Origin of the sequence: Cohnella ginsengisoli (assembly GCF_029525555.1) — a bacterium.
GTDB classification, from domain to species: Bacteria; Bacillota; Bacilli; order Paenibacillales; family Paenibacillaceae; genus Cohnella; species Cohnella ginsengisoli.
The window spans coordinates 682,511-696,644 of record NZ_JAPDHZ010000008.1 but is presented as its reverse complement, the minus strand read 5'-3'; the positions used below and the strand labels follow the sequence as shown (position 1 = coordinate 696,644).

Sequence of the window (14,134 nt, the reverse complement as noted above, 5' to 3'; positions counted from 1 at the left end):
AGGTCATGCGAATGAACGGATTCGGAAAATGGATGGCAGCATTCTCCCTTGGCGCGGTCTTGCTGATGCCGGCCCTGGCGTCGGCGGCGGATACGCCGGCCGCGACGGTCCAGCCCGGCGGCGCGGCGGTCAAGACGGACGGTCAGTCGGCCGCGGAGCTGGGCTTGCTGATCGGCGAAGGCAGCGGCGTCACGGCCGATTACTTGGCCAAAGGTACGACGCGCATCCAAGCGGCCATCATCTCGTTGAGACTGCAAGGGAAGCTGGAAGCGGCCAAAGCATACGAAGGCGCCGACAGCTTCGCCGACGCCAATCTCGCCGGCGCGAGCAACCGGCCGATTCTGGCCTTCTTGCACGGCCATCCCGAATACGGCTGGGCGGGCGAAGGCGCGAACCGCTTCAACCCGCTCGCGCCCGTTAGCTCGCAGCAGCTGTACAAGGTGCTGCTCGAGACGCTCGGCTACCGTTCGAACGCAGACTTCGCCTACAAAGATACGGAAGCGTTCGCGTCCGGCAAAGGACTGGCGGCGATCGCCGGTACGCCAACCCTCACGAATGCGCATATGGCGGCAGCCCTGGTCGAATCGCTGTCGGCGCCGACCGCGATGGGACATCCGCTCTTCGACATGCTTCAGAAGGAAGGCGTTCTTCCGGCAACCGCGTCGCTGCCTGCCGGCGAGCGTATCGCGCTGCGCCATGATGCCGCCGGCGATGCCTATTTGGCCGACGGAAAAGGTCTTACGCTGTACTACTTTTCGAACGACGCGGACGATCTCGACGCTTGCCAAGGTCAATGCGTCGCCAATTGGCCGCTGCTGACCGCCGACGAACTGCGGATTCCGGCCGGCCTGGATCCGGCGGACTTCACGGTTGTCACGCATGCGAGCGGCGTCAAACAGTGGATGTACAAAGGCTGGCCGCTTTACCGGTTCGTCAAGGACGTCAAGGCTGGAGATACGCTGGGCGAAGGTGTCGGGGGCGTATGGTTCGAAGCGAAGCCGGACTATCGCGTCATGATCGGCAAGAGCGCGGAGCTGGGCAGTTATCTGACCGACAGCGCAGGCCGCACGCTCTACTATTTCGATAAAGACACGCCGCAAACCAGCGCCTGCACGGACAACTGCCTCGCTAACTGGCCGGCCTACGGCGCGGCTGCCGGGAAAGTGCCATCCACTTTGAACGCGGCGGACTTCGGCACGATCACCCGTCCCGACGGCAGCAAGCAGGCAGCCTTTAAGGGCTACGCGCTTTATTATTTCGTAAAGGACACGAAGCACGGCGACGCCACCGGCCAGAATGTAGGCCAAGTCTGGTTCGTAGTGGACCCGGCCAAGTTTTCGGGCACGTCCGCAGGCCAAGCTGCGCCATCGGCGCCTGCCGAGCAGACCGGCAAGACTTATCATGTCGACATCAAGGACTATTCGTTCGGGTCCGGACCGCTTACGGTCGAAGCCGGATCGACGATTATTTTCACGAATTTCGACGATATGAAGCACAACGCGGTGGCGGTGAACGGCAGCTTCGCAGGTCCGCTGCTCGCCAAGGACGAATCCTATACGATCAAGCTGGATAAGCCCGGAACGTACGATTACTACTGCCAGCCGCACAAATCGTTCATGACCGGCCAAATTATCGTAAAATGAGAGGTGCAGGCGAATGAGAAGCTTACTCGCGGCGCTCCTGGTCGCAGTCATGCTGGCGTTGTCCGCTTGCGGAGCCTCCTCCGATAACGCGGCGGGGACGGAGGGCGCGCATGCCGCCCATTCGGCAAGCGCCGCTGCGCAGACGCAGACGGCCTCTGCTTCGGCGGACGACGACGCGCAGCCGACAGCGAGCACGCAAGCCTCGGCGCAAGCGCAAACGGCTGAGAGCACGCCGACCGCGAGCCCGGAGCCCGCAAACGCTACGCCGAAGCCGACTGCGACGCCGCAGGCGCAGCATTCCGGCGAAGCCGATGACGGCGGCGGACATTCTGGCGGAACGGACGACAGCGGCAGTCATGCCTCCGCATCGCACAAGCCGTCTCCTTCGGCAGACGCGGTTAAGACCGCCAGCTCGCGCCCGTCTTCGGGCACGAAGGGAACCCCATCGCCGTCTCCCAAGCCGTCTCCCTCCGCCTCGGCGCAGGATGACAAGCATGGCGGTAAAGGCGGAGGCGACGACGAGAAGCCGGCCGCCAAGACGTATGTCGTCGAGATCTCCGACTTCAGCTTCACCGTGGAAAAGCTGGAGATTCATCCGGGCGACTCGGTCAAGTTCGTGAATCGAGATAAGGTCAAGCATACGGCTACCGCGGACGACGGCTCCTTCGACACCGGCCTTCTCGGCCAGGATGAGTCGAAGACGGTCGTTTTCGAGAACGAAGGCGAATTCGGCTATTATTGCACGCCCCATCCGGGCATGAGGGCGACGATCGTCGTCAAGGCCGATTGAGCGCCCGCGCGCACATATCCGAGCAGGGAGACCGGCTAGCCGGTTCCCCTGCTCTTGCCGTATCGCCCGCCGCGATCGACCGATCGGAGCGCCGCATGCGCGAAGGCGTTCCTCAAGCCGACCTTGGAGGCTATGCCCCTATGCATCATTTAACCGACCATGAATTAATGCTGCTCGTCAAGCTCAAGCGCCAAGAAGCGCTATCCGTCCTGTACGACCGCTTCGCGAGCCTGGTCTATTCGTATGCGTTCAGGGCCGTCCGGGAGGAGCAGGCCGCGCGGGATATCGTGCAGTCGGTATTCGTGCGGTTATGGACGACCGACTCCGATTACAGCGAAGATAAAGGCAAATACGCGAACTGGCTCATTACCATTACCCGCAATATAACGATCGATTGGCTGCGCAAGCAGCGCAGGGAGTCCGCAGGCATCGTTCCCTATACGTCCGATCAGTTGGCGAGCATTCCCGGCGACGAAGACGCATCGCCCGAAGCCAGTGTCGAGCGCGAATCGCTCAAAGGTCAAATTCGCGGCGCCTACCGTTATTTAACCGGCCCTCAGATCGAGCTGCTGGAGCATTTTTACTGGCAGGGTTTCACGCTCAGGGAGCTGGCGGCCCGATACGGGGAACCGCTCGGTACCGTGAAGAACAGACTGCATCAGGCTTTGAGAATATTGCGCAGACATCTGGCCTTGGAAGGAGAGTGATGACGATGCATGACAAGCAAAAGCCGCTATGCGATCTATGTCTATCCGTTATGACCGGCGATTGCAGCGACGAGGAGCGGCTCGCTTTCGAACGTCATCTTCCGGGCTGCGAAGCCTGCAGGGCCGAATGGAACGATCTGCAGCTCGCATGGGGGCGCTTTACGCGGACATGGAGAACATCGAACCGCCCGAGGATCTGAAGCGCCAAGTGATGAATGCCGCGCTGGAGGCGGATCTGGCAATCGCCAAGGGTAGCGTAAAGAGTGGGACGGATTCAGTCCGAAGCAGCAGTCGGGAAGACCGGCGGACGAGAAAAAGCCGCTGGCTCCCGGTCTCCGCATCGGTGCTGCTGATTCTGCTGGCGGCGAGCTCGGTATGGAATTACAAGCTCTTCCGGGAAAACGGCGCAGCCCCGCCGCCGATCGAACGTGCGCTATCCGTGCCGGCCTCGCAAGTCAAGCTCGCCGTCCCGCTCCAATCGGAAGCGCCGGAAGCTTCCCAGGCGTTCGGCATCGCCTGTATCGTCGACAACGGAAAGAGCCGCCAATTCGTCGTCTACGTCTACGGCGCTTCGCCGACCAGCGGCGATGAAGCCTACCAGGTTTGGCTGCTTAAGGACGGCATACGCAAGAGCGCGGGCACCTTCCGCGTAGCCGACAACGATCAGGGCTTGGGCGTGCTGGCCATGCCGATCGAGGCGGCCAACCTGGACTTCGACAAGATCGGCATCACGCTAGAGCCCGACGACCGCGGGGATCAGCCGCGCGGGGATAAGATGTTCGGATCCGTCTAAGGGACAGCGCAAAGCAACTAGACGCTAAAATGATAAACACAAAACTGACTCAAGACTCAAAAAGCACCCGGCTGCGCGCAGCCGGGTGCCTTCATGCGTTCTTCTTATTTGCTGGACGCGCTGGCCGACGGAGACGCAGAAGCGCTCGCCGATGGGGATGCCGGCGCGCTGGCCGAAGCCGACGCGGATGCCGATGCGCTAGCCGACGGCGATGGAGAAGGCTCGGCAGGCAGCGTAACCTTGATTTTCAGCTTGTCCGTTTCTTCCTGAATATACGTCTGCATCTTCGGATCGACGAGCGTCTTGACGATCGCGTCCTTGTCCGTCTGGGACAGCTTGTCGTAAGTCGCGACTTCGCGGGCTTCGACCTTCATCACGTGATAGCCGTACTCCGTCTTCACCGGATCGCCGATGGCGCCGATCGCCTGCGTGTTGGCCGCGTTCTTGAACTCTTCGACCCAAGTCTTGGCTTGCGTCTTATCGTAGAGGCCGCCGTTGTCCTTGGAGCCGGTGTCGTCGGAGTATTCCTTCGCCAGCGCGGTCCAGTCTCCGCCGTCCTCAAGCTTCTTCTTCACTTCTTGCGCGCGCTTCAGCGCGTCCGCGTCGGTACGCTCCTTGTTCGTGGCAGGATCCGTGAAGGAGACGAGGATGTGACGCACCGTGTCGACGTTGTAGTCGGCCGGCGCCTTGTCGAACTCGGCCTTGATGTCGGCGTCCTTGACGGTCGCCTTGACTTCGTTCTCCTTGGCGGTGCTGATCTCGCCGCCCGTCGCCAGCGTCACCACGAGGTCGACCATCTCGTCCTCGGTGATGTTGTTGTTCTTCATCGCGTCCTTGATGGACGCGCCGTTCGTCTCGTCCTTCAGCGCCGTGTCGAGCTGCTTCTTGAACTCGTCGGCCTGCGCCTTGCCCGCTTTCTTCTGCTCGTCCGTCGCGCGTTCAGCAAACGCCTTTTGCAGGATGTATTGCTTGACGATCTCTTCCTTGTACTGCGGGATCGACAGGTACATCGCCATCTGCGGGTTGGTCACGTTCATGAACGCTTCGTACTTGCCGAATTCGGCTTGCTTCAGCTCTCCGCCGTCCCAGGTGGCGAGCACGGTGTCCGGATCTATGCTAGCGGTCGGGGTGGCCGAGGCCGAGGATGAAGCCGAAGCGGACGCCGACGCGCCGGATTGTTCGTTTTTACTCTTGCCGCAAGCGGTTGCCGTCGCGGCGAGCAGAACGAGGGCCGCCAGCAGAAAAGCGAACCGACGGTACGTTCCGCGTTTATTGTACAGCATTTTGCAATTCCTCCTTGGATTTTGTCGCTTCTTTATATTGTAACAGAAACTCTTCGACAAGCGCCAACATTGAATCGTCGTCGAGGCCCTTGACCCGGATGCGCACGAGCGGATGCGGCGTCTGCTGGACCAGCTGCACCCGGCCTTGATATCGGCCCTCGAGCGCCTTGAATTTTTTGGCGTCGAGCTCCGCGCTGCGGCGCTCCTCGAACTTGATCGTCAGATCGTCGTTGCGGTTGACGATCGACTCGATGCCGTAGACCCGCGCGAGCGCCTTGATTCGCGCCACGCTCAAGAGACTCAGCACCGGCTTCGGCGGATCTCCGAACCGGTCGACCAGCTCCTCGAGCAGGTCGCTGACGTCGTCTCCCGAGGCCGCCGCAGCCACCTTTTTGTAAATCTCGATCTTCTGGATGCTGTCGTAAATATATTCGGGCGGCACGTAGGCGTCCACGCCCAGGTCAAGCTGCGTGTTAACCGGCGGCGGGGGAGGCGCCTTCTCGCCGTGCCATTCGGCCTTGCGCGCGTTGACCTCCTCCGCGAGCATCTGCGAATAGAGGTCGAAGCCGACGGACGCGATGAACCCGTGCTGCTCCGCGCCGAGCAGGTTGCCCGCGCCGCGGATGGACAGGTCGCGCATCGCGATCTTAAAGCCCGAGCCAAGTTCGGTGAACTCCTTGATCGACTGCAGCCGCTTTTCCGCCACCTCGTTAAGTACCTTGTCCCGTTGGTAGCCGAAGTAGGCGTAGGCGATCCGGTTGGAACGTCCGACGCGCCCACGCAGCTGGTACAGCTGAGACAAGCCCATCTTGTCCGCGTCGTGCACGATCAGCGTGTTGACGTTCGGGATGTCCACGCCCGTCTCGATGATGCTCGTGCTGACGAGCACGTCGTACTCGCCGTCAAGGAAGTCCAGGATCGTGCGCTCGAGCTCCTGCTCGGACATCTGGCCGTGCGCGACCGCGATCTTGGCATCCGGCACGAGCGCCGAGATCTGCTCGGCCATCTGGTAGATGCCCTGCACCCGGTTGAACAGGAAGTACACCTGTCCGTCCCGCGCCAGCTCCCGCTCGATCGCCTCCCGGACGAGCGTCGGGCTGTATTCGACCACGTAGGTCTGGACGGGGAAACGGTTCTCCGGCGGCGTCTCGATGACCGACAGGTCGCGCACGCCGAGCATCGACATATGCAGCGTCCGCGGGATCGGGGTCGCGGTCAGCGTCAGCACGTCGACGCTCGTCTTGAGCCGCTTGAGCTTCTCCTTGTGCGAGACGCCGAACCGCTGCTCCTCGTCCACGATGAGCAGGCCGAGGTCCTTGAACACGACGTCCTGCGACAGCAGCCGGTGCGTGCCGATCAGCACGTCGACGGTGCCTGCCTTCACGCCCTTGATCGTCTCCGTCTGCTCCTTGCGCGTGCGAAACCGGCTCAGCACCTTGATGTTGAACGGATAGCCGGAGAAGCGCTCGCGGAACGTCTCGTAATGCTGCTGCGCGAGGATCGTCGTCGGCACGAGCACCGCCACCTGCTTGCCCTCGATGGCCGCCTTGAACGCCGCCCGGATCGCGACCTCCGTCTTGCCGTAGCCGACGTCGCCGCAGAGCAGACGGTCCATCGGACGCGGCTTGCGCATGTCGGTCTTGATCTCCTCGATCGCGCGCAGCTGGTCCGTCGTCTCGTCGTAGGGGAACATCGCCTCGAACTCTTGCTGGTACGGCGTGTCTTCGCCGAAGCCGTAGCCCGGCGTCGCCTGGCGATCCGCGTACAGCTTGATCAGGTCGTCGGCGATATCCTTGACCGAAGAGCGCACCTTGGACTTGACCCGGTTCCACTCCGCGCCCCCGAGCTTGCTCACCTTCGGTTCCTTTTCGTCCGAGCCGACGTACTTCTGGATCAGGTCGAACTGCTCGACCGGGATGGACAGCTTGTCGCCGCCCGCGTAGATAACATGCAGGTAGTCCTTGTGAATGCCGCCAACTTCAAGCGTGCCGATGCCCATATACTTGCCGATGCCGTGGTTCTGGTGGACGACGTAGTCGCCGACCTTCAGCTCCGTGTAGCTCTTGATGCGCTCGGCGTTGTCCATGCGGCGGTCGACGCGGCGCGCCTTGCGCTGCTTCTGCGTGAACATCTCGCCTTCGGTGATGACGACGAGCTTGACGGAAGGCATCTCGAACCCGCTCTGCAGGTTGCCCTCGACGATCTCCGGCGTCTCGATCTGGTAGTCGTCAAGCACGCGGCGCATCCGCTCGGCCCGCTCCGCGCTGCCGGCCAGCATGACGATATGCGCGCCGCCCTTGCGCCAGCGCTCCATCTCCGCCTTCAGCAGGTTCATCTGCCCGTGGAAGCTCTGCATCGAGCGGCAGACGAAGTTCACGATGTTCTGCGGCTGCGTGTGCGGGATCTGGCGGACGAACAGCGACAGGTAAACCGTCTGGAACGTTCGCGGATACAGCGCCTGCTCCGCCGGCACGGCCAGCGTGAAGCCCGGCAGCGACTTGCCCTGCGACAGCAGATGCGTCGACCATTCGGTCTCGTCCCGCTCCAGCTGGCGCGCCGTCTCGGCGAGCCGGTTCGGCTCGTCCATGATGAGCAGCGTATCCTTGGGCACGTAGTCGAACAGCGTCTGTCTTTCGGGGTAGAGCAACGAGATATATTTATAGATTTCGGAAAAGTACGTATTTTGGCGCAGGTCGTCGATTTCCCGGGTAATCTCGGACTTTAGGCGCTCCTTGGCCTGGCGGTCCGCCATCTTCTCCAGCTGGCCCTCAAGCAGCTCGAAGGCATGCTGCGCCGCGTTCGCAAAGCGCCGCTCGTCGGCGATGATCTCGCGGCAGGGACGCACGGTGTAGCTCTCCAGCTTTTCGATCGAGCGCTGGTCCGCCGGATCGAACGTGCGGATCGAGTCGATCTCGTCGTCGAACCATTCGACGCGCACCGCGCTCGCGCTCGTCAGCGGGAAAAAGTCCGCGATGCCGCCGCGCACGCTGAGATGCCCCTTCTGCTCCACGCGGTCCACGCGCTCGTAGCCGAGCCCGATCATGCGCCGCAGGAATTCGTCCATCGGCAGCGTATCGCCCGCGCGCAAGGTGATGAAGGCGCTCGCCATCGTATCCTTGCTCGGCTGGAAGCGGCGCACGCCGGAGAAGGGCACGACAATAACCCCGCGGAAGCCTTCCGCGAGTTGTAGCAATGCATCCATGCGCCTGGCCGACGTCTCCGGACTCGAGATCGCCGTCTCCGCCGCGATCAGCTCGTTGGCCGGGTAGAGGAGCACTTCCTCCGCAGTCAGGCATTCCTGCAGGTCCTCCGCCATCTTCTGCGCGGAGAACATATTGTGCGTGACGACGAGCACGGGTCTCCCCAGCTCCCGGACGGTCGCGGCAATCATGACCTGCCTGGCCGAACCGGACAGCCCCGCCACCAGCTGCTCCCGCATGCTGCCACGAAGGCCTGCGAGGACGGACTGGAAGTCGGGGTCGGTAGCTAACGTATTCATTAGCGGCTTCATCGCTTTTCCCCTTATACGTACAATCTACGTTCACGTTCATTCAAAAAGAAGCCTGGGCGTAAAGCCGAGGCCTCTTATATCGTTCGTTTGTCGCAGCGGACGGCGGCGCTTATTGGAGCGGATTGCTCAGCAACGCCAGTTCGGGATGATGGTCGAGCGCCTGGCTGCAGTAATCGCAGACCACCTGCACCGTCACATCTCCGTTTGAATTATACGCTATTATACGCTTTCGCTCTTCGGGGGTCAAGAAATGCAAGCCCAGCCTATATTCGGATACGTCGGCCCCCCTCGAATCGGCCAAGCGGCGTGCGGCAGTGCCGGCAAACGTAGTTCACAGCCATATGGGTATGCCTCCTGAAGGCAGATTATGCGGCTATGGACGAGCCATGCAGCCGCGCTCCCTTCAGTATGCCCGACCCTCGGCGATTTTAAGCGAAAATGGATGGCGCATCCTGCGGATGACCGTTTCTCCTCGCTTTGCGCGTGCGCTCGAGGCTCTGCTTTCCCCCGTATTACTTGCCGTTGAACTTCGCCATCGTCTCCTCGAACGGGTGATCGAGCGCGTATTCGATGGCGTCGCACGCGTCCGCGATCATCGTCCGCAGCGCCTCCTGCTCGCTCTTCGGGAATACGCCGAGCACGTAGTCGACCACCTTCATGCCGCCGACGGGACGCGAGATGCCCATGCGCACCCGGTTGAACGACTGAGTCCCCGTATGCGCGATGATGGACTTGATGCCGTTATGACCGCCCGCGCTCCCTTGATATCGAAGCCGGATCTTGCCCGTCTCCGTGTCGAGGTCGTCGTAGACGACGATGCCGTCTTCAAGGGGGACCTTGTAATAATCCATCAACGCCCGCACCGACTCCCCCGACAGATTCATATACGTCATCGGCTTCAGCAGCGCCACCTTCTCGCCGCGCACCCGCGCTTCGCCGTAAAGGCCTTTGCACTTGCTCTGGTTCACCTGCGTGCTCCAGCGCCGCGCCAGCTCGTCGACGACCATGAAGCCCGCATTGTGCCGGGTCGCCGCGTATTCCGGTCCGGGATTGCCTAGACCTACGATCCATCTCATCGGTAGTTCAGCTCCGTTTCAACATAATTTTAAGGGCAAGCTGCAACGAATTCGCCTGCCGCAGTGTCATCTAGGTTACATAGCACAAACGCCAGGGGTGGTGATGATCAATGATGTACATCAACGGCCAGACCTTGTCCCATGACAGGCACTTCGCCGACCATATCGTAGCGGAGGTGCCCGTCCAGATCTATCGGAACAAGGAGCACAGCGACATCGGGTTCATCGAATATTATGGCAAAGAATACGTGAAGGTCAACAACAACGTGTATTGTCGCAAGTCGTTCACGTTCATCTCGAGGCCCGGATACTAGTCGAATCTCAAGCAGAGAGCCGTCCGTCCGAAGGGACAGGCGGCTCTCTGCTTTTATTTTATCCACAAAGCATCCACAATTTTGTGCAAAAGCAAGGAAGGCTCTGTGTTCGAAATCCCTTGTTAAATAAGAAACGCCAAGGCTATCCACAGCCTGGCGCTTCTTGTTCACATATGTGGATAAGTGGGTTCATGCAAGGAAGAGGCTTAAGCGTCCGTCTCCACGGCTTGCGCCGCGTCGTGATGCTTCGCATTCTCTTCGGATACGTCGGCCGAAGCGTCCGCCTCCTCGGCGGATATGTCCTTCTGCGGCGCGAGCACGGCGACGACCACGGTCTCTTCGTCCTGCAGCGGCTTGACGCCGGGCGGGAACGCGAGCTGGCCGATCGTCAGATTCTCGCCGAAGCCCAGGGACGAGATGTCTGCCGTGACGGACTCGGGCAGATCGCGGGCGACGCACTCCACTTCGATCTCGTGAAGCACGACCGTCAGCAGGCCGCCTTCTTTTTCGCCCGGGCTCGTACCCGAGACTTCGACGCGGATCGGCGCCTTGATCTTTTCGTTGAGGTTGATCTGGTGGAAGTCGACATGCAGCACTTGGCCGCTGAGCTTATCCCGCTGCACGTCCGTCAGCAGGACGGATTGGCTGCCGTTGCCCGGCAACTCGAGCTGAAGCACCGCATGCGCATGACCACGCATCAACGCAGAGAGCTCCTTGCTGTCGAGCGCGATGGGACTCGGCTCCTGCAAGCCCTTGCCGTACACGACGCCGGGTACCCGGCCTTGTATCCGAAGCTGCCTAAGCGCACCTTTCGTGGAGCGCTGGCGCGATTCCGCACGCAATGTCGTCGTCATACCGATTCCTCCCGATTGCTGCAAAATTTGAAGACATGCATTTATTTTACCCTTCGGGAGGGGGCGCTAAACAAAAAGCAAGCCTTGAGACGGCAAAAGAAGGCCGCGCCGTCTCGTTGGAGACAGCGCGGCCTTCGAGCCGATCAGGCGTGCGGTTCAAAAAGCTTGCTGATGGACTGCTGTTCGTGGATGCGCACGATCGCTTCGCCGAGCAACGGGGCGACCGACAGCACGCGCATCTTGGTCGAGGCGCCCGGCGTGCGGAGCGGGATCGTGTCGGTCACCGTCACCTCGGTGATCGGCGACGACTCGAGCCGCTCCATCGCTTGTCCGGACAGCACGGCATGGGTACAGCAGGCGTAGATCTCGCGCGCCCCTGCTTCCTTGAGCGCCTGCGCCGCCAGGCAGATCGTGCCGGCCGTATCGATGATGTCGTCGATCAGGATCGCCGTACGTCCGGAGACGTCGCCGATGATGTTCATGACTTCGACGACGTTGGGCTCGGGACGGCGCTTGTCGATGATGGCGAGCGGCGCCTGAAGCTCGTCCGCCAGCCGGCGTGCGCGTACCACGCCGCCGTGGTCGGGAGATACGACGACGGGCGCGATCAATCCCTTGCTCTGGAAGTAATCGCCGAGGATCGGGACGCCGAGCAGATGATCGACCGGGATGTCGAAGAAGCCCTGGATCTGCATGGCATGCAGGTCCATGGCGATGACGCGGTGCGCGCCCGCCGTCTCGATCAGATTGGCGACCAGCTTCGCGGTGATCGGGTCGCGCGATCGCGCCTTGCGATCCTGGCGTCCGTAGCCGTAGTAAGGGATGACGACGTTGATCGTCTTGGCGGAGGCGCGCTTCAGCGCGTCGACCATGACGAGCAGCTCCATCAGATGCTCGTTGACCGGCCAGGAGGTCGATTGGACGACGAATACGTCCGCGCCCCGCACGCTCTCGTTCAGCCGGATGTGGATCTCTCCGTCGCTGAACCGGGTGACCTTCACGTCGCCGAGCGGCACGCTGATATGCCTGGCGATCGCCTCCGCCAGGCGAGGATTCGAGCTGCAGGAGAAAAGCTTCAGGGTGTTGTCAGGGTAGCTCATAAGCGCCTCGCTTTCGGTGAGGTCGACGATGGCCCCGCCCGCGCCGGAGCGCAGGGCGGCGGCGCATCCCCGCCCGTTTGAATCTGTCCCGCTATGCGCGGGTGTCTTCGCCGTCCTTGCGCTTCGCGGCGGCTTCCTTCTTCGACTTGGCCCTTGACCGGAGCTTATCCGCGTAGCCGTCCTTGTTCTCCTGGCGGGCGCGCGCGATCGCGACGCTGCCGTCCGGCACGTCGTGCGTGACGGTGGAGCCGGCGACCACGTAGGCGCCATTGCCGATGGTCACCGGGGCGATCAGGTTGGAATTGCTGCCGATGAAGGCATCGTCGCCGATGACGGTCTTCGATTTATTATACCCGTCGTAGTTGGCGGTAATCGTCCCGCAGCCGATGTTGGTGCCGCTTCCGACGACCGCGTCGCCTACGTAGCTTAAGTGCGGCACTTTGCTGCCGGCGCCGATCTCGGCGTTCTTGATCTCGACGAAGTCGCCGATCTTGACGTTGTCCGCGAGCTTCGTGCCCGGCCTCGGATAAGCGAACGGACCTACGGCGCATCCGGCGCCGAGCTGCGCCGACTCCGCTACCGACTGGCGGATCGTCGTGCCGTCACCGACGGCCGTATCGGCCAGATCCGCGCCAGGGCCGATGATGCAGTCCTCGCCGATGACCGTGCCGCCCCGCAGGAACGTGCCCGGGTACAGGACAGTGTCCGCGCCGATCGTCACGCCCGCTTCAATATAGGTGCCGGCCGGATCCACGATCGTCACGCCGTTCGTCTGGTGACGCCGCGCGATGCGCTCCCGCATGAGCCGCTCCGCCTCGGACAGCGCGATGCGGTCGTTGACGCCGATCGACTCGGCCGGGTCCGCCGCGACCGAAGCGGAGATGCGCTCCCCGCGCGCCTGAAGGATGCCGATCACGTCGGTGAGGTAGTACTCGCCTTGGGCATTGTCGTTCGTGACGGCGGCGAGCGCTTCGAACAGCTTCAAGTTGTCGAAGCAATAAGTGCCGGTATTGATCTCCCGGATCGCCGCCTGCTCAGGCGTGCAGTCCTTCTGCTCCACGATGCGGTGGACGCTGCCGTCTTCGCCGCGGACGATGCGTCCGTAGCCTGCAGGCTGAGCGAGCTCCGCGGTCAGGATCGTGGCGGCTGCGCCTTCGGCCGCATGCAGCGCGATGAGCGCCTCCAGCGTCTCCGAACTGACAAGCGGCGTGTCGCCGCAGACGACGATCGTCACGCCATCGGCAGTGCCGATCGCCGGCGCGGCCTGAAGCACAGCATGCCCGGTGCCGAGCTGCTGCTGCTGCAGCGCGTATTCGACCGAATCGCCCAGCGTCCGCTGTACGGCCTCCGCGCCATGGCCGACGACGACGACGGCACGCTCGCAGCCGATGCCCCGGACCGCGTCGAGCACGTGCCCCACCATGGGCTTGCCGCATACGGGATGCAGCACTTTATATAATTTGGATTTCATCCGTTTGCCTTGTCCGGCAGCCAGAATCACAGCCATTCTCGTCATATCGGGCGAATGCCTCCTTTTCCCGCTTTCCCGCGCGCACGGTCTTTTTCACTTGTGATCATAGCTTATTACCGTGCAAATGAAAAGAGAGCCGTCTCCGGCTCTCGCGATGCTACTTCGTATTCTCGGCGTCTATCGTCGCTTAAGCGCGAACACAAGCACTACGCACCTTCGACCAGCACCTCTTCTTCCTCCACGGCGGCGCGCTCGTACTCGGCGAGTACGGCGGACTGGATCTTCTCCCGCGTGCCCGAAGAGATGGGATGAGCGATATCTCGGAATTCTCCGTCGGGCGTACGTTTGCTCGGCATCGCAACGAACATGCCGTTGTTGCCGTCGATCACGCGAATATCATGGACGACGAACTCGTTGTCGATCGTGATAGACGCGATTGCCTTCATTCGCCCCTCGGAATTAACGCGGCGGAGTCTGACATCTGTAATTTGCACTTGTGTTCACCACCTTTGCCCCATCAGAAGACTTGGTGTAATATTCCACAAAATCGTGCGGATTCCTTCTTAAATCTGGTAAAACTAGTCCAATATTT

The 14,134-nt window shown here is 61.8% G+C and carries 13 protein-coding genes and 1 pseudogene; 6 read left to right on the top strand and 8 right to left on the bottom strand.

Annotated elements, in window-relative coordinates; all coding sequences use genetic code 11:
- The first annotated feature begins 11 nt into the window (after positions 1–11).
- From OMP38_RS34075 to OMP38_RS34055, 5 genes are all read left to right on the top strand, one after another.
- Positions 12–1,643 carry a plastocyanin/azurin family copper-binding protein gene (locus OMP38_RS34075; protein ID WP_277568973.1) on the top strand — a complete coding sequence of 544 codons (1,632 nt, stop codon included), beginning with the start codon at positions 12–14 and terminating at the stop codon, positions 1,641–1,643.
- A gap of 13 nt (positions 1,644–1,656) precedes the next feature.
- Entirely contained in the window at positions 1,657–2,433 is a 777-nt protein-coding gene (locus tag OMP38_RS34070) for a plastocyanin/azurin family copper-binding protein (protein ID WP_277568972.1), read from the top strand.
- 140 nt (positions 2,434–2,573) lie between these two features.
- Positions 2,574–3,140 (top strand): RNA polymerase sigma factor, encoded by a 567-nt coding sequence (locus OMP38_RS34065; protein ID WP_277568971.1) that lies wholly within the window; start codon positions 2,574–2,576, stop codon positions 3,138–3,140.
- A gap of 5 nt (positions 3,141–3,145) precedes the next feature.
- Complete coding sequence (locus tag OMP38_RS34060; protein ID WP_277568970.1) at positions 3,146–3,340, top strand: zf-HC2 domain-containing protein; 195 nt, start codon at positions 3,146–3,148, stop codon at positions 3,338–3,340.
- Positions 3,310–3,933 (top strand): anti-sigma factor, encoded by a 624-nt coding sequence (locus OMP38_RS34055; RefSeq protein ID WP_277568969.1) that lies wholly within the window; start codon positions 3,310–3,312, stop codon positions 3,931–3,933. The genes OMP38_RS34060 and OMP38_RS34055 overlap by 31 nt, the downstream gene beginning before the upstream one ends.
- 104 nt (positions 3,934–4,037) lie before the next feature.
- Here the strand turns inward: OMP38_RS34055 and OMP38_RS34050 are convergent, their stop codons facing one another.
- The 4 genes and pseudogenes from OMP38_RS34050 to pth all read right to left on the bottom strand — a co-directional run bounded on the left by OMP38_RS34050 (position 4,038) and on the right by pth (position 9,803).
- Positions 4,038–5,216, bottom strand: coding sequence for a peptidylprolyl isomerase (locus OMP38_RS34050; protein WP_277568968.1), 1,179 nt, complete (start codon positions 5,214–5,216; stop codon positions 4,038–4,040).
- A complete protein-coding gene (mfd, locus tag OMP38_RS34045; protein ID WP_277568967.1) occupies positions 5,203–8,727 on the bottom strand; it encodes a transcription-repair coupling factor in 3,525 nt (1,174 codons plus the stop codon). The genes OMP38_RS34050 and mfd overlap by 14 nt, the downstream gene beginning before the upstream one ends.
- A gap of 109 nt (positions 8,728–8,836) precedes the next feature.
- Positions 8,837–9,068: pseudogene (locus OMP38_RS34040) on the bottom strand (anti-sigma-F factor Fin).
- Between the two features lie 171 nt (positions 9,069–9,239).
- Positions 9,240–9,803: an aminoacyl-tRNA hydrolase gene (gene pth / locus OMP38_RS34035; protein WP_277568966.1), complete on the bottom strand. Its 564-nt coding sequence runs from the start codon at positions 9,801–9,803 to the stop codon at positions 9,240–9,242.
- Between the two features lie 110 nt (positions 9,804–9,913).
- Between pth and OMP38_RS34030 the strand changes: the two genes are divergently transcribed.
- Positions 9,914–10,117 carry a hypothetical protein gene (locus OMP38_RS34030; RefSeq protein ID WP_255374658.1) on the top strand — a complete coding sequence of 68 codons (204 nt, stop codon included), beginning with the start codon at positions 9,914–9,916 and terminating at the stop codon, positions 10,115–10,117.
- Positions 10,118–10,323: 206 nt separating this feature from the next.
- Here OMP38_RS34030 and OMP38_RS34025 read toward each other — a convergent pair whose 3' ends face one another.
- From OMP38_RS34025 to spoVG, 4 genes are all read right to left on the bottom strand, one after another.
- Entirely contained in the window at positions 10,324–10,971 is a 648-nt protein-coding gene (locus tag OMP38_RS34025) for a 50S ribosomal protein L25 (RefSeq protein ID WP_277568965.1), read from the bottom strand.
- 143 nt (positions 10,972–11,114) lie between these two features.
- Complete coding sequence (locus tag OMP38_RS34020; protein ID WP_277568964.1) at positions 11,115–12,071, bottom strand: ribose-phosphate diphosphokinase; 957 nt, start codon at positions 12,069–12,071, stop codon at positions 11,115–11,117.
- 91 nt (positions 12,072–12,162) lie between these two features.
- Entirely contained in the window at positions 12,163–13,587 is a 1,425-nt protein-coding gene (gene glmU / locus OMP38_RS34015) for a bifunctional UDP-N-acetylglucosamine diphosphorylase/glucosamine-1-phosphate N-acetyltransferase GlmU (protein ID WP_277568963.1), read from the bottom strand.
- 161 nt (positions 13,588–13,748) lie between these two features.
- On the bottom strand, positions 13,749–14,036 hold the full coding sequence (spoVG, locus tag OMP38_RS34010; RefSeq protein ID WP_067781204.1) for a septation regulator SpoVG: 288 nt from the start codon (positions 14,034–14,036) through the stop codon (positions 13,749–13,751).
- Positions 14,037–14,134 lie beyond the last annotated feature (98 nt).